Below are 18,907 nucleotides of genomic sequence, written 5' to 3'. Positions count from 1 at the left end.
GTTCGGGCGTCGTGATCGTTCACGGGCACCCCTGCGGTGCCGGCACACCGGCGAGCCGCTCGGAGATCCAGTCCAGCATCCCGGGTGCACCCGCGACCGCGGCCGTCAGGTGTTCACCCCACACCGGCACATAGGTCACGTTCGCGCCGCCGGCGCACCATTGCTGTTGCAGGGCAAGAACTCCCGATTCCGGGATGAACTCGTCACCGAGGAACACCTGCGACGACCCGTGGTACAGGTACATCGGGGCCTGCGGGATCTGCCCGCCGAGCCGGTTGTCGTCGAGCACCTGCCGCACCCGCGGATCGTCGAACGGGTCCGGGACGGTGGTGAACACCTCGACGGGAACCATGGCGACGCCGGTGGCGGCCAGTACGATCGTGCACTGGTCCTTCAGCGGGGTCCGGGCCAGGACCCCGGTCAACGGGTCGGCCAGGTCCAGCAGTTGCGGATACTCGCGGGCCAGACCCACCGTCGCCGCGAGGAACAGCCCGGCTCCGAGCTGCCCGTTCATCGTGGCCCGCAGCAGCGACAGGTCGGCGGGCAGCCCACCGGCCGCGGCGCCGGTGAACTGCACGTCGGGCGCGTACGTCGGTTGCAGTTGCGCGGCCCAGCCCGTCGCGATGGCGCCGCCGCTGTAGCCGGTCATCGCGAGCGGAGAATCCGCGAGGTCGGGTGCGACGGTGCGCAACCCCCGGATCGAATCCAGCACGGCGTGCCCGGCGAGCGGGCCGGCGGCATACGCCATGTTCGGTCCCTCGTGATCGGGGACGAGCACCGCCCAGCCGTGGGCGAGCAGGACCGGCAGCATCGGCGGGACGTCGATGTCGACGGCATCGTGCACCATCCGATACGACGGGGTACAGCGGGTGCCGAGCGAATCGATCGCCATGTTGTAGACGACGACCGGCCGCGTCCCGCCGGGCCACGGGGCGTCGGGCAGCACGAGCGTCGCCGTCACCGGGATCGGCCGTCCCGACGCGTCGGTCGAGCGCACCAGGAACTGCCGTGCGGTGTGAGGGACGAGCGCCGCCGGCAGTGCCCGCATCCGCACCGCACGTTCCCGCAGCACCGTGCCCGGCGGGTAGGCCTCGAGATCCGCGGGTCGCGCGAAGAACTCGTCGTCGGTGATCGGTGTCGGCAGCAGGTCGTCGAGCGTCACACGCGGCGGTGGCGGAAGGGGGAACCCGGACACCGGTGACGCGGTCGCCGGGCCGGCGGTCGACAGGAGCCACACCGTGACGAGGACTGTGGTCAAGAGCGATCCGGCCGACAGTACGGGGGTCGCGCGATGTGGCCGTCGCATCCGGAACTCCTCGCTCGAGGTGAACCTCGGTGGAATGCCCCGACACCGTCAACGTTACCGCCGGGTGGGCGCCGATCCGGGCGAATCGCCGGGCCGTCCCGGGTCTCTCGGCCCCGTCACGAGCCCGGGCGGTGGCGCACCGGTAGAGTCGACCGGGCGGTTTCCTCTCGTGGGTGACCGCGGCGGTGGGGGGTCCGTGGTTCGTGATATCCCGCCGAGCGTCGAAGAGGAGCAGCCGGTCGTGTCGCTGTGGTCCATTGCGTTGTCCGACAAGGAACTCGGGGAGCGCCGCTGGCTCGATCTGATGCCGTGGCTCGACCGGTACGGTTCCGGACGCGCCGCGGCCCTGTCCGAACTCGCTCCCGGCGACCGCTGGTGGGAGAAGCAGTCGCCGGCCGAGACGGCCGCCTCGGCCGACGTTCCCGCCGTCTGCGCGGCCCTCGCCCACATCTACGTCACCGAACATCCGGACATGCCGCTGTCCGCCGGGCTCGCCGACCGGATCGACGTGCCGGTCGCCGCGCTGGACCTGAGCACCGCCGCGGCCACGATCGTCGACCGCCTGCCGGGGGTCGCGACCACGGCCGCGCTGCTCGACCGCAGCCCGTCCGACCTGTTCGCGGTGCGCGGCGCCGGCCCCGCCACCGTGCACGAGATCGTGTGTGCGGCGATGGTCCTCGCGATCCTGCGCGATCCCGGCGTGTTGCGCGCACCGGAGGGTGCGGCCACCGGATCGAACGTGCCCGCACTCGACCTGCTCGTCTCCGATCTCGCGGAACTGGCCCGCTGGCGGACGCTGCGTGGCCAGGGCGACCGGCCGCTGCTGCGCGTCGAACTCGAGGACGGTGCCCCCGAGGAGATCCAGGAGGTCGCCGCGCGCATCACCGCCCTGACCGCGCGCGACCTGCCGCTGCCCGGACCGCACGATCCGATCGCCGAACTCGGCGGCTACGTCGCGGCCTTGCCCGCGCCGGAGCGGGAGAACCTGCGGCAACGGGTCCTCGACGATGTTCCCGCCGATCCGTCCGCCCCGTCGACGTTCCCGTTCGGCACGGCGGTCGGGGACCTGCTCGCCGCGCTGCGCGTGCACGTGCGACCCGTCGCCTCGCTCGACCGGATCCTGGCGCTGTCCCCGGACCTGTCCCGGCAGGTTCCCGGTCTCGACGTTCCGCTCGGCCGGGTGCTGAACCGTCTCGACGACCGCTTCGAAGTCGCGGACGGCTGGGTCGCGGTGCCGAACCTGCCCGAGGCGGAGCGGCAGACACGCGCCCTGCTCGCCGAGTTCGAATCCGAGAACGGGGTCGTCGAACTCGCCGCCGTCGGGGCACTGTGGAATCTGCCCGCCGGCGAACTGACCGCGTGGCTGCGGCACTGCGGGCTGCCGGTGATCGACGGCCGGATCCTCACTCGCCAGGACAGCCTCGCCGATCGCGCGGCGCAGGTGCTCGAGATCCTCGGCGATCCGATGCCCGCCGCCGCCCTCGTCACCCGCATGGACACCACCCACGACACCGCGACCGTCATCGGTGAGCTCGCGGACGACGAACGGTTCGCCGTCTCCGAATCCGGACTGTGGTCGCTCGCGCGGTGGGAGACCGACATCCCGGGTGCGGTCCGTGCGCGCATCGCCCGGATCGTCGACGGGGCCGGCGGGTCCGCCGACGCCGCCGCGCTGGCCGCCGCCCTGACCGAGCGGTTCCCGATCTCGGAGGCCGCCGCTCGGATCTTCGCGGACAGCGGCGACTTCGAGGTCGTCGGGGGCCGGGTCCGGCGACGGGTCCGCACCCACGTCGCGGTGCGGTCGCCGCAGCGCACCCGCCGGCTCTACCGGCTCGGCGACGTCTCCCGGCTGCGTATCACCGCCACCCGCGACCACCTGCGCGGCGCCGACTTCCCGGTTCCGTCCGCCGTGGCCGGGATCGTCGGATGCCCGCCCGGAGGGGGCCTGGTGCTCGGTTCCCGGCTGGGGACGCAGGTGATGCGGTGGTCCGGCGCGACCCCGCAGCTCGGCACGATCCGGCGATTCCTCGAGGATCTCGGAGTCGAGGAGGACAACGAGGTGTTCCTCGAGTTCCACCCCGACGGGCATTTCGACGTGGTGCCGTTGCGCACGGTCGCCGACAACGCCGAACCGCTGCGCAAGGCGCTGGCGCTGGTCGGGCATTCGACGCCGGAGATCGTGCCGGAGGAGGGCATGGCCGCCGCGCTCGCCGCCGCGATCGGACTCGAGGACGAAACCCGCCCGCGCCGCGTCCTGAGCGCGTACCGGGCCCGCCGCGAGATCGACCTCGTGGCGCTCCTCGAGGACGCGTGGGTGCGGGTCCGGAACTGACGGCTCGGTGGTGCCGGTGACCGCCGGGTCCCGCGTGCGTCCGGAAACCGGACGTAGCACCATGGACACCATGACCGACGAACCGAACCCCGCGGCTCCCGACGTCCCGCCCGCCGGTGCAGGGTCCCTCGACGCGATCGTCCGTGCGCTGCGCGCCGCCGTCTCGTCGGTGGAGGCCGCGGTGGCCCGGGTGACCGCCGGGCCGGCCGGGACCGGGTCGAGCACCGTCGAGCAGCTCCTCGAACTGGCCGACGCCCCCGCCCTCGGTGACGTCGTCGCCCACCACAATGAGCTGACCCGTGCCGTGGCGATCGTCGACCAGACCGGTGCGCTCCCGGCACGGGAATGGGACGCGGTGGCCGGCTTCGGTGCGCCGCTCGCCACGGCCGTCTCGCGTTTGCGTGACCACGCGACCGCGGTTCTCGACGCGGCCGACGCCGCCGAAGCCGGCGCGCTCGACCCGGCGCAGCGGCTCGGGGAGACCCTGCAGCTGCTCGTTCTCGTCGAGGACTCGCTGAACCTCTGGCACCGACTGCGCCTCGAGCACCTGCGCACCACCGAGCCCGCCGCTCTGCCCGAGGCGATCGGGCAGGCCCGCGGTCTGCTCGCCGAGCACCTCGACCGCGACGGCGAACTGTTGCGCCGAGCCCGCCGCGCGTTGGCGCGGTTCGCCCAGGGCACCACGCTCGAGCTGGTGAAGCGGCTGTCGTCGACCCGCACCGTGAAGAACCTGGTGGATCTGCGCGAGGACCTCGACGACTTCCGCGCGGCGTGCCGAGCCGATGCCGCCGGGTGGCTCGACGACGAGGATCCCGCCGTCGCCGAGGCGCTCGACGAGATCTCCCGCCCCGTCCGCATCGTAGGCGGTGCGCTCGGCGAGGCGATCGGTGGCAGCGCCAAGGCGATCGGCGACCGGGCTGCCGGCGTGGGTGCGTCCGGTGTCGAACGGATCGAACGGATCGGCCGAGGCATCGCCAGGCGCTGACGCGGCAGCGTCCATTCGGCGCTGACGCGCCGGTGTGCAGATGTGGCGGCCCCGGCCGCCACCAAGACACACGAGGTGGTACACCCTCACCCCTTGGGTGTGTTAACGACGCGGCCCTGCCGCGGCAGGGTGGAGAAGCCGGATTCGCACCGGCGAACCGAAGAATCCACCGCCCGCCGCGCACCCCGCGGCGCCAGCACTCCAGGGGTTGTGAATCGATGGACCGCGCCGCGTCGACCACCGTCCACGAGCCGTTCCCACTCTCGGCCGCCCAGCACGGACTGTGGTTCGCGCAGCACCTCGCACCCGATGTGCCGATCTGCATCGCCCAGTATCTCGACATCCGGGGTCCGCTCGACGTCGAGCTGTTCCGCGAGGTCGCGATGCGCGCCGCACACGAGTTCCAGTCGGTGTTCCTGCGCATCGTGGAGATCGACGGCGTGCCACACCAGGTGGTCGACCCGCCGGCCGACGCGGAGATGGGCTTCCACGACTTCCGCGCCGAACCCGACCCGCTGACCGCCGCGCAGTCCTGGATGCACGCGAACTACACGGCCCCGGTGAACTTCGAGCGCGACCACCTGTGCGAGTCGACGTTGCTGCGGGTCGGTGACGAGCACTACCTGTGGTACAGCCGCATCCACCACATCGCCCTCGACGGGCACGGTGCCGCGACGATGGTCGGCCGAGTTGCCTCCCTCTACACCGCCGCGGTGGAACACACTGTGCCGGAACCGAACCGGGCCGCGGGCCTGCGCACCCTCGAACGGCTCGAGCGCGAGTACCGCGAGTCCCACCGGTTCGCCGCCGACCGTGACTACTGGGCGCAGCGCCTGGACACCCGCAGCGGCGCTGCCACTCTCGCCGACCGGGACGCCCCGCCGGTCGCGACGAGCCGCACCCTCCGCACCGCCCTGTCCGATCGGGCCGCCGCGCTGCTCTCGGGCAACGACGGCACCGCCGCCGCCACATTGGTCGCGGCATTCGCCCACTACCTGTCCCGACGCACCGGCCGCCGCGAGGTCACCGTCGACATCCCGGTCTCGGCGCGACCCACCGCGATCCTGCGCCGCTCGGGCGGCATGCTCGCCAACGTCGCCCCGATCCGGGTGCAGACGCGGCCGGGCGACACTGTCGGCGGCCTCGTGGACCGCGTCCAGGGGGAACTGCTCGGCGCACTGCGGCACCAGCGCGGCAATGTCGAGGACATCCTGCGCGACCTCGGCGCGGACGCCGCCGCCCGCGCCGTGACCGGTCCGATGGTCAACGTGATGCTGTTCGACCGGCACCTGCAGTTCGGTTCGCTCTCCACCGACTTCCACATCCTCACGACCGGTCCCGTGCCCGATCTCGTCGTGAACGTATACCGCAGCGGCGCAACGGTATTCGTCGAGTTCGCCGCCAATCCGAATCGCTACGGCGACGACGAGCTGCGCGTGCACCACGACGCCGTCGTCGCGCTCGTCGAGCGGATGCTCGCGGCCGGCCCGGAATCCCGCCTGGCCGACCTCGAGGCCCCGCACCGCACCGTCGTCGGCGGTACCGCCCCGATGCCCGGCATCACTCTGCCGCAGCTGCTGGCCGAGGCGGTCGCCGCGAACCCCGACGGCATCGCGCTCGCGGCGCCCGGCCGGCGCGTCACCTACGCCGAACTCGACGCCGCGTCGAACCGGCTCGCTCGCGCCCTGCGGGCCGCCGGTGTGCGCCGTGAGTCGATCGTCGCGGTTGCACTCACCCGATCCGTCGAGTCGGTGACCGCGGTGTGGGCCGTCGCGAAGGCCGGCGCCGCGTTCGTGCCGGTGGACCCGAACCACCCGGCCGGACGCATCGAGCACATGATCACCGACTCCGAAGTAACTGTCGGCGTGACCCTTTCGTCGACGGTGCACCGGCTGCCCGGCTCGGTGTGCTGGCTCCTGCTCGACGAACCCGCCGGCGACGTGTCCGACGCGCCGATCACCGACGGCGACCCGGTCAACCCCGGCCAGGCCGCGTACGTGATCTACACGTCGGGTTCGACCGGCCTGCCGAAGGGCGTCGTCGTCACCCACCACGGGCTGGCGAACCTCGTGACCGAACAACGCACCCGCCTCGCCGGCGACCGCAATGCGAAGGTGCTCCACTGCGCCTCACCGAGTTTCGATGCGTCGGTGTTCGAGATGCTGTGGGCGGTGGGATCGGCCGCGACCCTGGTCATCGTGCCCCCGACCGTCTACGGCGGCGACGAATTCACCGAGCTCCTGCGCCGCGAGGCCGTCACCCATATGGTGCTCACCCCGAGCGTGCTGGCCTCGCTCGACCCGTCCGGTCTCGACGCGCTGCGCGTCCTGCTCGTCGCGGGGGAGGCGTGCGCATCGGAACTGGTGGATCGCTGGGCTCCCGGCCGCACCATGCTCGACGGATACGGGCCCACCGAAGCGACCGTGATGTCCAATCTCAGCGACGCGCTCGTCCCGGGAGAACCCGTGACCATCGGGGGACCGGGACGCGGATTCACCGAGGTCGTCCTCGACGCCGCGCTGCGCCCGGTCCCGGCCGGTGTCGCCGGCGAGCTCTACCTCGGCGGACCTGCGCTGGCGCGCGGCTACCGGGGGCGGCCGGCGCTGACCGCGTCGCGGTTCGTCGCCGACCCCTTCGGTGAGCCGGGTGCGCGCCTGTACCGCACCGGTGACGTCGTGCGCTGGCGGACCACCGCCGACGGAAGCTCCACCCTCGACTACCTCGGCCGGTCCGATTTCCAGGTCAAGATCCGCGGCATCCGCGTCGAACTCGGGGAGATCGACGCGGCCCTCACCGCCCATCCGGACGTGGACTTCGCCATCACGGTCGGACGCCCCGGGCCGGGCGGCGACACCGTGCTGGTGTCCTACGTGCTGCCCGCGGACGGATCCGACACCGCGGTCCCCGAGGCCGCCGCGCTGATCGCGCATCTCCGGGACTTCGTGCCCTCGCACATGATTCCGGCGGCGATCGTCGTGCTCGGCGAACTGCCGCTCACCCCGGTCGGCAAGCTCGACCGCGCCGCGCTGCCCGCCCCGGACTTCGCCCGGGCCGAATACCGCGCGCCCGTCACCGGCACCGAACGTGCCGCCGCCGCGGCCTTCGCGGAGGTCCTCGGCCTGGACCGCGTCGGCCTGGACGACCACTTCTTCGACCTCGGCGGCAACTCGCTCAGCGCGACCCGCGTGGTCGCCCGTGTGAACACCGCCGTCGGCACGGAACTGGGTGTGCGGGAACTGTTCGAGGCACCCACCGTCGCGGCGTTCGCCGCGCGCGCCGATGCGGCCGGCCGTCGCGCGGGGGACCGGCCCGCGCTGGTGGCAGGTCCCCGGCCGGAGCGGGTGCCGCTGTCGCTCGCGCAGCAGCGGATGTGGGTGGTCAACCAGGTCGATCCGACCTCCCCCGCCTACAACGTCCCGATCGCGCTGCGCCTGACCGGCGACCTGGACCTCGACGCACTGCGCGCGGCGCTGGCCGATGTGCTGGAGCGGCACGAGTCTCTGCGCACCGTCCATCCGTCGTCCGAGCAGGGTCCGCATCAGGTCGTGCTGCCCGCCGGCAGCGTCACCGCCGACCTCACGCCGGTGCCGGTGACGGGCGACACCGAGCTGCGGGAACGGCTGCGCGCCGTCGCGTCCGTCGGCTTCGACGTGAGCGTCGACGTCCCGATCCGCACCGCCCTGTTCCGGCTCGGCGCGCAGGAGCACGTCGTCGCGATCGTGCTGCACCACATCGCGTCCGACGGCTTCTCGATGGCGCCGCTCGCACGGGATGTGATGCTCGCGTACACGACCCGCGCGCAGGGGCAGGCGCCGCAGTGGGTGCCGCTGCCCGCGCACTACGCCGACTACACCCTGTGGCAGCGGGAGGTTGTCGGCGACGACACCGACCCGGACTCGCTCGCGACCGCGCAGATCGACTTCTGGCGCCACACCCTCGACGGACTGCCGGAACTGCTCGAACTGCCGACCGACCGGGAGCGGACGATGCATCGCTCCGCGCACGGGGCCGCCGTGCCGTTCGGGTTCGGCCCGGACCTGCACCGCGCGGTCACCGAGCTGGCTCGCGAGCACGACGCCACCGTGTTCATGGTCGTGCACGCCGCGCTGGCATTCCTCCTCGGGAAGCTCGCGGGCACAGCGGATCTCGCGATCGGAACGCCGGTGGCGGGCCGGGGCGACGCGGCGCTCGACGACATGGTCGGCATGTTCGTCAACACGGTGACCCTCCGCACCCGCATCGCACCGCAGTCCACCTTCGGCGAGTTGGTGGCCCAGGTGCGCGACGGTGACCTCGCCGCCTTCGGGAACGCCGACGTCCCGTTCGACCACGTCGTCCGGGCGCTCGACCCGGTGCGATCCTCCGCGCACTCACCGCTGTTCCAGGTGCTCCTCGAGTTCCGCAACCTCGACGCGACCCGCCTCGACCTGCCGGGGCTGACCGTCGAGACCGTCGACATCGACCTCGAGGTCGCCAAGTGCGATCTGTACCTGAGCATCGACGAGACCCGGGACCGCTCCGGCGCTCCCTCCGGTATGAGAGCCGAATTCGGTTACACCACAGACATCTTCGACCGCGGCACCGTCGACGGTTTCGCGCGTCGGTTCGTGCGGTTGCTCGAGGCCGTCGTGGCCGAGCCGACGCGTCCGCTCGGTGCCTTCGACCTGCTCGACGACGACGAACGCGCCGAACTGGTCCCGGTGTCGGGCGGTGCGTCGGTCCCTGCCGTCACCCTGCCCGAGTTGTTCGGCGCCGCGGCGGCTGCCGACCCCGACGCGGTGGCGGTGGTCGCGGGGGAGCGCCGGCTGACCTATCGCGAGCTCGACGAGCAGTCGAATTGGCTGGCGCGGGTACTGATCCGCGCCGGTGTCGGTCCGGAGTCGGCGGTGGCGATCGCGATTCCGCGGTCGCTCGAATCCGCGCTCGCGGTGTGGGCGGTCGTGAAGACCGGAGCCGCGTTCCTTCCCGTCGACCCGAACTATCCCGCGGCGCGAATTGCGCACATGATCGCGGATTCGGCTGTGACGGTGGGGGTCACGATTTCGGATGCGCGTGATGCATTGCCGGCATCGGTGACGTGGCTGAACCTGGACGAGCCGTGCGAGCAGGCGTCGATCGATCGGGTGACGGATGCGGATCGGGTCACGCCGCTGCTGGTCGAGCATCCCGCATACTTCATCTACACGTCCGGATCGACGGGCGTGCCCAAGGGCGTCGAGGTCACCCACGCGGGCCTGGCGAACCTGGTGGCCGAACAGCGCACCCGGTTCGGACTCGGCCCGCACGCGCGGGTGCTGCACGCGGCCTCGCCGAGTTTCGACGCGGCGGTGCTGGAGATGCTGTGGGCCTTCGGGGCCGGTGGCCGTCTGGTGATCTCCCCGCCCGGGGTGTTCGGCGGCCGCGAGCTCGCCGATCTGCTGGCGCGCGAGCAGGTCACGCACGTGGCACTGACCCCCGCTGCGCTGGGCACGGTGGATCCGGACGGACTCGACCATCTGAGCACGGTCATCGTCGGTGGCGAGGCCTGCCCTCCGGAACTCGTCGCGCGGTGGGCCCCTGGCCGGACCATGGTGAACACCTACGGTCCCGCGGAAACGACTATTCAGTCCAATGCAGGTCGCGCTCTCGTTGCAGGAGAACCGGTTACGATCGGCGGCCCGATCCGCGGCTTCGCCGAACTGGTGCTCGACGAGCGGCTGCGGCCGGTCCCGGTCGGGGTGGTGGGGGAACTGTACCTGTCGGGTCCCGGCTCGGCCCGTGGCTACCGTAACCGTCCCGGATTGTCGGCGGCTCGGTTCGTCGCCGCCGCGGACGGGCTGCGGATGTACCGCACGGGTGATCTGGTGCGCTGGCGCCGCCGCGAGGACGGGACGCTCGAACTCGACTACGTCGGCCGCTCCGATCAGCAGGTGAAGGTCCGCGGATTCCGCATCGAACTCGGCGAGATCGAATCGGCGCTGCTCGGCTATCCCGGTGTCGCGCACGCCGTCGCCCACACCGACGGGGACCGGCTCGCCGGCTACGTCGTCGCGGCCCCGGGCTCCGAGGTCGACGTCGATGCCGTGCTCGGCCACGCCCGCGCCCGGCTCGCCCCGCACATGGTTCCCGCGACCGTCACCGTCCTGGCTCGGGTCCCGGTCACCGCGAACGGCAAGCTCGACCGGGCCGCCCTGCCGCGGCCGGAGCACACCCGCGTCGCCTACCGGGCGCCGCGCGACGCCGCCGAGACCGTCGTCGCCGACGCGTTCGCCGAGGATCTCGGGATCGATCGGGTCGGGCTGGACGACAACTACTTCGCTCTCGGCGGCACGTCCCTGAGTGCGACCGTGCTGATGGCCAAGATCTCGGACGGGATCGGCCGGCAGGTGCCGGTGCAGTGGATCTTCACCGACCCCACCCCGGAATCCCTGGCCCACCGGATCGCCACCGCGCCGGACCACGAAGCCGACGACGCGCTCGCGCCGCTGCTTCCGCTGCGCCCGGACGGCACCGGCACGCCGGTGTTCTGCATCCACCCGGCGATCGGCCTGGCCTGGTGCTTCACCGGTCTGGTGCCCTACCTGGGCGATCGCCCGGTGTACGGCCTGCAGTCCCCGGCGCTCACCGACCTCGAGGCGCGTTTCACCGACCTCGGCGACCTCGCCGACCGCTACATCGAGCAGATCCGGTCCGTGCAGCCGGACGGCCCGTACCACCTGGTGGGGTATTCGGTGGGCGGCCAGATCGCCCACGAGATGGCGGTGCGACTCGGCTCCGAAGTCGCGACCCTCACGATGCTCGACTCGCATCTGCTGGGCGACGACGACATCCGCCGCGAACCACCGACCCTGGCCGAACTGCTCGCCGAGTTCGGTGACCTGCCGGCCGGCGACACGTTGACCGCGGAACAAGCCGCGGACGTGCTGCGCCGCACCGGCGGCCTGTTCGACGCGGTGACGCCGGAACGCGTCGAGATGCTGCACCGGGTGTTCACCGCGACGGTGGAACTCGCTGTCACACATAGTCCGTCGGCGTCGCCCGATCTCGATGTGCTGTACTTCGCGGCCGCGGAATCGGCCGGCGACCCCACCGCCGCAGCGGCCTGGCAGGCGCACGTCGCCGGCCGGATCGACGAGCACGCGGTGCGAGCCACCCACCAGGAGCTGACGAGTCCGCAGGCCCTCGCCGAGATCGGTCCCGAGCTCGCCCGGCACCTGCTTCGTGCGGACGCGGCCCGGACCGGCTCGGCAGGTACGCGTCAGGGCGCGGCGGGCCACAGGGTGTGAACAGAAACCCCCTTGGGTACTGGTGACGTCGGCCGGAACGCGGGATTCTAGAGATGTCACGACAGCGACAGTCCAGCACATTGCGCGCTACCCGTTCCGGAGCGCGAAACAGGTAGCGCACTACTCGTGACCCCGCCGGTGAAGCGGCCGAAAGTTATCGGCAGCACCGATCGCGGACATTCCCAAAAAAACGGACATTCCCAGAAGACGGACCGCCATGAGTCCGACCATCCACAGTCACTTGGAGAAGCAAATGCCGGCTACCACTCGTCGCCTGGAAACCGCAACGTCCCCGGCGTCCACCCCTCCCGGTCCCTCCGTACGCGGCCCCCGATCGGGCATCGAACTCGTCAGCCTCTTCGACGGGTTCGCCATCGACGAGCACCCCAGCGCACCGACGGTGCGCCGCTGGGCGGTCGACTACCTGTGCCACCCGCACAAGGACCTCGGCCGGCGTGGCCCGGTCTGCCCGTTCGCCGGCCCGTCGATCACCCGGCGGTTGTTCTGGGCAGCGTTCGTCCCCGGCACCGACGTCGGGGAGGACCGGATGCGCGCCATCGCCGACGACCTCGCCGAGCTCTTCCCGGGACTTCCGCCGGACACCGGCGCCGACGCCGCCCTCAAGGCCGTCGTCGTGGTCTTCCCCGATCTGACGGACTACGACCTGATCGAGCGCGTGCAGAACGAACGCAAGTCCGACTTCGTCGTTCAGGGCCTCATGCTCGGCCAGTTCTACCCGGGCTGCACGGTGTCCGGTTTGCGCAACAGCGAGTTCCGAGCTCTCGACGCGCCGGTGCCCATGCTTGCCGTGCGGCACATGGTCGGCTCGGACTTCCCGTTCCTGACGGCCGACCGCGAATGGGTCCTGGCCTACCTGAAGAAGTTCGCGGGTTCGGTCCCGTCGTCCGTCCGCACCGAGATTGCGGAGAAGCTCGCGTCATGAGCACGGACTCGGCCGCGCCCGTTGCCTCCACCGGGCCGGCCGGCAAGGACAGCACGACCCCGTTTCCCCTCTCACCCGCCCAGTACGGGATGTGGTTCGCGCAGCAACTCGCACCCGAGGTGCCGCTGTGCATCGCCCAGTACGTGGAATTCCACGGGGCGCTCGACGTCGACCTGTTCCACCGGGTGGCCGTCGTGGCCGGGCTCGAGTTCGGTTCCGGGTTCCTGCGGCTGACCGAGGTCGACGGGGAGCCGTACCAGGTGGTCGATCCGACGCTCGACTCCGACCTCGAGGTGCTCGACTTCCGGGCCCACGAGGACCCGGTCGCGGCGGCCCACGCCTGGATGCACGCGAACTACACGGCACCGATGGATCCGGCCACCGACCGGCTCGTCGCGTCGTCGATCCTGCGACTCGGCGACGAGCACTATCTCTGGTACAGCCGAATTCATCACGTCGCGTTGGACGGCTACGGCGCGATGACCATGGTGAAGCGGATCGCGGCGCTGTACACCGCGGCGGCCGAGGGGCGTGAGCCCGAACCTCACGGTGCCGCCGACCTGCGCGCCCTGTACGACCTCGACCGCCGCTACTGCGAGTCGGCGCGCTTCGACTCCGACCGCGAGTACTGGGCCGAACGGCTCGCCGTCCTGACGGAGGGCTCGAGCCTGAGCGAGCGCCGGGCCCCGGCCGTTGCCGACAACACCCTGGTCACCGCCGCGCTCGCCGATGCCACCGCGGCCCGGCTTCTCGACACCGACAACCGCGCGAGCGGAAACTCGGCGGCCTCGATCATCGCCGGATTCGCGTGTTACCTGTCCCGGTTGACGGGCCGGCCGGAGGTGCGTGTCGACATTCCGGTGTCGGGCCGCACCACCGCGGTGTTGCGCCGGTCCGGTGGCATGGTCGTCAACGTCGCACCGCTGCGGATCGCGGTGCGACCCGACGACGCCGTCGGCGACCTCGTGGACCGCGTCCAGGGCGAACTGCTCGGCGCACTGCGGCACCAGCGTGGTGACCTCGCCACGATCATGCGCGACCTCGGCGCCGACACCCGCCGGGCGAGTGCCCCGATGGTGAACGTCATGCTCTTCCACGAGGAGATCGTTCTCGGGCCCCTCGTCGGTGAATTCCATGTGCTCACGTCGGGACCGGTCGAGGACCTGCTGGTCAACGTGTACCAGAGCGGCACACCGCCGACGACCTACCTCGAATTCCGGGGCAATCCCGGCCGCTATCGGGACGACGAGTTGCACGAACTCCACGGTGGATTCGTCGGATTCGTCCAGGAATTCGTGTCCTCGGCGCCCGATACGCCGCTGTCCGCGATCGATCCCGACAGCGTGCGTGCCGGCGAGCGCAGGCGCGCCGCGGCGCAGCACCTCGACTACTGGCGTCGCACCCTCGCGAACCTGCCGACGTCCGGCGGACCGGCGAGCGGCCCGACGTCCGCGCATCCGGAACACGGGGACCGCACCCGCGTCGCCGTCGATGCCCGGACGCACCGCCGGGCGCGATGCCTGGCCAGGGCCCACGACACCCGGACCTACTCGGTCGTGCACACCGCGCTCGCCGTTGCGCTGAGCAGATCCGTCGATTCCGACGACATCACGATCGGCGCCCCCGTGCGCGCCGGGACCGGCGTCGATGCCGTCGTGCTGCGCACGCGGGTGGAGGACGCGACCACCTTCTCGGAGGCCGTCGCCCGGACACGCGACTGTGAACTGGGTGCGTTCTCCCATACCGGGATCGAGCTCGCCCGGGTCCTGGACGAGCTGACAAGGGGCGGGCAGTCGCCGTCGCCGTGCCAGGTCGTGCTCGGAGTGCGCGAAGCGACCTATTCCGGCGTCGCCGGTGTGTCGATCACCGCCCCCGCACCCAGCGACCGCGGCGGATTCGGTGCCGTCCGGGTGACCGTCGCCGAGACGTTCACCGACGCCTGTCACCCTGCGGGCCTGACGATCGACTTCGAGTTCAGCGCCGCAGTCGACGCGGCGGCCGTGCGCGCCTGCGCGGATCGGTTCCGCCGCATTCTCGAACAGGGCGTGGCCGAACCCATGGTGCGGCTCGGCGACCTCGACGTCCTGTCGCCGCGCGAACGCGCCGAGCTGACCCCGGTCACCGGGGCAGCCGCGGTCCCCGCGGCCACCCTGCCGGATCTGCTGGCCGCGTCGGCCGGCACCGACTCCGACGCGGTCGCCGTGTGGTGCGGGGACCGGCGGATCACCTACGGCCGGCTCGACACCGACTCGAACCGACTGGCGCGGTTGCTGATCGCACGAGGCGCCGGGCCCGGAACGACTGTCGCCGTGGCGATCCCGCGCTCGTACGAGTCGGTGCTCGCGGTGTGGGCGGTCGCGAAGACGGGGGCCGCCTTCGTCCCGGTCGACCCCACCTACCCGTCCGCGCGCATCGAGCACATGCTCTCCGATTCGGGGGCGGCACTCGGGCTGACCGTCACGGCTTCGGCTCCGACGCTGCCCGGGGACGTGCCGTGGATGCCGATCGACGAACCCGCCGCCGTCGACGCGGTGGCCACGCATTCGCCGCAGCCGATCACCGACCGGGACCGCACCGCGCCGCTGCACCTCGACCACCCGGCGTACGTGATCTACACGTCCGGTTCCACGGGAACCCCGAAGGGTGTCGTCGTGCCGCACCGGGGCCTGACGTGTCTGTCGACGGAAGAGCGGGAGCGGTTCGGCGCCGATCCCGCGTCCCGCGTGCTGCACTTCGCGTCCCCGAGTTTCGACGCGTCGGTGTTCGAGATGCTGTGGGCCTTCGGTTCCGGCGCGCAACTGGTGATCGCACCCCCGGGCACCTACGGCGGAGACGATCTCGCCGCGCTGATGGACCACCGGGCGGTGACCCACGCGGTCCTGACGCCGTCGGTGCTCGCCTCCCTCGACCCCGTCGGGCGCGGGTCGCTCCGGTGCCTGGTGGCGGCCGGTGAGGCCTGCGCGCCGGAACTCGTGGCGCGGTGGGCGCCCGGCCGGACGATGTTCAACGCGTACGGGCCGACCGAAGTGACGGTCATGTCGAATCTCGGTGCGGTCGCGGCGGACGGCCCGGTCGGCATCGGCGGACCGATCCGCGGCATCGCCGAACTCGTCCTCGACGAGCGGCTGCGACCCGTGCCGGTCGGAGTCGCGGGAGAACTGTACCTGTCGGGCCCCGGCCTGGCGTGGGGCTACCGGAATCGGCCGGACCTGACCGCGGGCCGGTTCGTCGCGGACCCGTTCGGCGGACCCGGCAGCCGGATGTACCGGACCGGCGACGTCGTGCGATGGCGGCGCGCCGACGACGGCGGACTCGAACTGGACTACCTGGGGCGCAGCGACTTCCAGGTGAAGATCCGCGGCCTCCGCATCGAACTCGGCGAGATCGACGCCGCCCTGGCCTCCCATCCGGGTGTGCGTTTCGCCGTCACAGTCGGGCGGCTCGGCCCGGGCGGAGACACCGTTCTGGTGGCCTATGTCGTCCCGTCCGACGACGGAGAACCCGATGTCGCCGCGCTCACCGAGCACGTGCGCGCACGGGTTCCGGGTTACATGGTTCCCGCGGCCGTCGTCGTCCTCGACGACATCCCGCGTACCCCGGTCGGCAAGTTCGACCGCGCGGCGCTGCCCGCACCGGACTTCGCGGCGCCCACGCAGTTCCGCGCACCCCGCACCGCCCGCGAGTCGGCGATCGCGACGGCTTTCGCCGACGTGCTCGGCACCGGTGGACTCGGCATCGACGCGAACTTCTTCGACCTCGGCGGCAACTCCCTCAGTGCGACGCGGGTAGTCGCCCGGGTGAATACCGCGCTCGGCTCGGGTATCGGGGTCCGCGATCTGTTCGAAGCACCGACCGTGGCGGCATTGGCCGCCCGAGTCGGCGCCCGGGACACCGCGGCCGGATCCCGGCCCGCCCTGGCGCGCCTGCCGCGCCCGGACCGGATCCCGCTGTCCCTCGCGCAACAGCGCATGTGGCTCGTCAACCAGCTCGACACCGGCTCCCCGGCCTACAACATCCCCATCGCGCTGCGGCTGACCGGCGATCTCGATCCGGACGCCCTTCGCGCCGCCCTGACCGACGTCCTCGAACGGCACATCACGCTGCGCACCGTGTACCCCGGCTCCGAGGACGGGCCGCATCAGGTCACGCTCCCCGTCGAGGCGGTGCTGCCCGACCTGACGCCGACCGTGGTTCCCGACGAGACGACCCTGCGGGCCCGTATCGCGGCGTTGGGCGGAACCGGTTTCGACGTCAGCCGCGCCGCCCCGATCCGGACCGCACTGTTCCGGACCGGCCCGGCCGAGCACGCCCTCGTCATGGTGGTGCACCACATCGCGGCCGACGGTTCGTCGATGGTGCCCTTGGCCCGGGACGTCATGATCGCCTACACCGCGCGCCGCGACGGTCACGCCCCCGACTGGGCGCCGCTGCCGGTCGACTATGTCGACTACACCCTGTGGCAGCGGGAGCTTCTCGGCAGCGACACGGACCCGCATTCGCGTGCCGGGGCCCAGCTCGGGTACTGGCGGCGGACGTTGTCCGGCGCGCCCGCGGTGCTCGAACTGCCGTGGGACCGGCCGCGGCCGGTACACCGGTCGCTGCACGCGGGCACGGCGGACTTCAGGATCGATTCCGAACTGCACCGCCGCCTTCGAGATCTTGCCCGGCAACATGATTCGACGATGTTCATGGTGATGCACGCCGCGCTGGCGGTGCTGCTGGCCCGGCTCGGCGGATCCGACGACATCAGTGTCGGCACCCCGGTCGCCGGTCGGGGAGAGGCCGCGCTCGACGACGTCGTGGGCATGTTCGTCAACACGATCGTGCTGCGGACCGCCGTCGATCCGGCCGGTTCGTTCACCGGGCTTCTCGGCCGGGCGCGCGAGAGCGCGCTCGGAGCCTTCGCGCACGCCGAGGTCCCGTTCGATCAGGTCGTCGACGCCGTGGATCCGGAGCGGTCGACCGCGTATTCGCCGCTGTTCCAGGTGATGCTGGAGTTCCGGAACACCGAAGCAGCGCGCCTGGAACTGCCGGGCCTGACGGTCGAGCCGATCCTGCTCGATCCCGGCGTCGCACGCTACGACCTCCACCTGGGTCTCGTCGAAGAGTTCACCGAAAACGGTGCCCCCGAGGGAATATCGGCTGCGTTCGTCTACGCCGACGACCTCCTCGAGGAGACGACCGTGCGGGCGTTCGCCGAACGGTTCGTGCGCATCCTCGAGGACGTGACCGCCGACCCGTCGGCGCCGATCGAGACGATCGACATCCTCTCCCCGGACGAACGCCGCCTCCTGGTGCCGGCGGCGGGCGCACCCGCGCTGCCGTCGAGGACGCTGTCCGAGCTGCTGACGGCGTCGGCGGCGACCGAGCCGGACGCGATCGCCGTCGTCTGCGGAGACCGTCGAGTGACGTACCGCGAGCTGGACGACGAGTCGAATCTGCTGGCGCACAGGTTGATCGAAGCAGGAGCGGGTCCGGAATCGGTGGTGGCGATCGCGGTGTCGCGGTCGGTGGAGTCGGTCCTGTCGGTGTGGGCGGTCGCGAAGACCGGGGCCGCGTTCGTCCCCGTCGACCCCGGGTACCCGGCCGGGCGGATCGAGCACATGCTCGCCGATTCCGGTGCCGTGCTGGGTCTTACGACCCCGGACCGAGTCGAACAGCTGCCCGGCTCCGTCCCCTGGATACCCGTCTCCGCGACCGCCCATGCCGACGGCTCCCGGTACCGGGAGGTGCGGGTGCCGGTACGGCCGGAGCAGGCCGCGTACGTGATCTACACGTCCGGGTCGACGGGCGTACCCAAGGGCGTGACCGTCACGCACGCGGGCCTGGCGAACCTGGTGGCCGAGCAGCGCGCTCGGTTCGGATTGGGTCCGGATTCTCGGGTGCTGCACGCGGCGTCGCCGAGCTTCGACGCGGCGGTGCTGGAGATGTTGTGGGCCTTCGGATCCGGTGGCCGCCTGGTGATCTCGCAGCCCGGGGTCTTCGGTGGTCGCGAACTCGCGGAGTTGCTGGCGCGCGAGCAGGTCACCCATGCGGCCCTGACCCCGGCGGCGCTGGGCACGGTCGATCCGGTCGG

General features: G+C 71.8%; 6 protein-coding genes. 5 read left to right on the top strand and 1 reads right to left on the bottom strand.

The genetic code is table 11. From position 1 onward, the window contains the following. Nucleotides 1-19: 19 nt before the first annotated feature. The gene (locus ACWDUD_RS28345; RefSeq protein ID WP_282581989.1) at nt 20-1,258 is read right to left on the bottom strand and encodes a lipase family protein; all 1,239 of its coding nucleotides are present in this window, start codon (nt 1,256-1,258) and stop codon (nt 20-22) included. Between the two features lie 244 nt (nt 1,259-1,502). Here ACWDUD_RS28345 and ACWDUD_RS28340 point away from each other — a divergent pair, with 244 nt between their 5' ends. From ACWDUD_RS28340 to ACWDUD_RS28320, 5 genes are all read left to right on the top strand, one after another. Next, nucleotides 1,503-3,638, top strand: a complete 2,136-nt coding sequence (locus ACWDUD_RS28340; protein ID WP_450111487.1) for a hypothetical protein — start codon at nt 1,503-1,505, stop codon at nt 3,636-3,638. Nucleotides 3,639-3,708: 70 nt separating this feature from the next. Beyond that, nucleotides 3,709-4,623 (top strand): hypothetical protein, encoded by a 915-nt coding sequence (locus ACWDUD_RS28335; RefSeq protein ID WP_197256114.1) that lies wholly within the window; start codon nt 3,709-3,711, stop codon nt 4,621-4,623. Between the two features lie 218 nt (nt 4,624-4,841). Continuing rightward, nucleotides 4,842-11,888, top strand: coding sequence for an amino acid adenylation domain-containing protein (locus ACWDUD_RS28330; protein WP_450111486.1), 7,047 nt, complete (start codon nt 4,842-4,844; stop codon nt 11,886-11,888). Nucleotides 11,889-12,141: 253 nt separating this feature from the next. Further along, nucleotides 12,142-12,831 carry a DUF6875 domain-containing protein gene (locus ACWDUD_RS28325; RefSeq protein WP_450111485.1) on the top strand — a complete coding sequence of 230 codons (690 nt, stop codon included), beginning with the start codon at nt 12,142-12,144 and terminating at the stop codon, nt 12,829-12,831. Then, on the top strand, nt 12,828-18,907 hold a 6,080-nt coding region (locus tag ACWDUD_RS28320; RefSeq protein ID WP_450111484.1), incomplete at its 3' end, for an amino acid adenylation domain-containing protein. The genes ACWDUD_RS28325 and ACWDUD_RS28320, both read left to right, overlap by 4 nt.

Source organism: Rhodococcus sp. NPDC003382, from assembly GCF_053589135.1.
The sequence above is the reverse complement of the archived record's forward strand: the minus strand, read 5'-3'. Positions and strand labels throughout refer to the sequence as shown.

What these genes read in the sequence shown, in the direction of transcription:
- ACWDUD_RS28335 (WP_197256114.1), top strand. Translation starts at nt 3,709, where the DNA reads ATGACCGACGAACCGAACCCCGCGGCTCCCGACGTCCCGCCCGCCGGT.
- ACWDUD_RS28330 (WP_450111486.1), top strand. Translation starts at nt 4,842, where the DNA reads ATGGACCGCGCCGCGTCGACCACCGTCCACGAGCCGTTCCCACTCTCG.
- ACWDUD_RS28325 (WP_450111485.1), top strand. Translation starts at nt 12,142, where the DNA reads ATGCCGGCTACCACTCGTCGCCTGGAAACCGCAACGTCCCCGGCGTCC.